Raw genomic sequence first — 314 nt, 5'->3', positions numbered from 1 at the left:
TGCAGGCCATCGCCTTCTTCTTGGTGGCGATGTGGTCGCCGACCATGCGGTTGATGCCGTCGGCCATGCTGCGGAAATCGCCTTCGAAGCGGTGGCTCTCGATCATCACGTCGATGTCGCCGGCGTCGTGCTGCGCGGACATGTGCTTCATCTGCGCGATCAGCCCCTGCATGTTGCGCCGCACCTGCTCGATGATCTCGTTGATGAAGACCTTCTTGCCCGGCAGCGTCTCCAGCGGCGCATCGAAATTGCCGCGACCGAACTCGGCGACGCAGGCCAACGCCTTCTTCTTGGTGGCGATGTGATCGCCGACC

1 pseudogene is annotated in these 314 nt (G+C 62.7%); it reads right to left on the bottom strand.

Features of this window, described 5'->3' with window-relative positions:
• Nucleotides 1-314: pseudogene (locus tag D180_RS02055) on the bottom strand (methyl-accepting chemotaxis protein); the annotation flags it as partial.

Origin of the sequence: Xanthomonas sp. SHU 166 (genome assembly GCF_000364685.1) — a bacterium.
GTDB lineage: Bacteria > Pseudomonadota > Gammaproteobacteria > Xanthomonadales > Xanthomonadaceae > Xanthomonas_A > Xanthomonas_A sontii.
The sequence above is the reverse complement of the archived record's forward strand: the minus strand, read 5'-3'. Positions and strand labels throughout refer to the sequence as shown.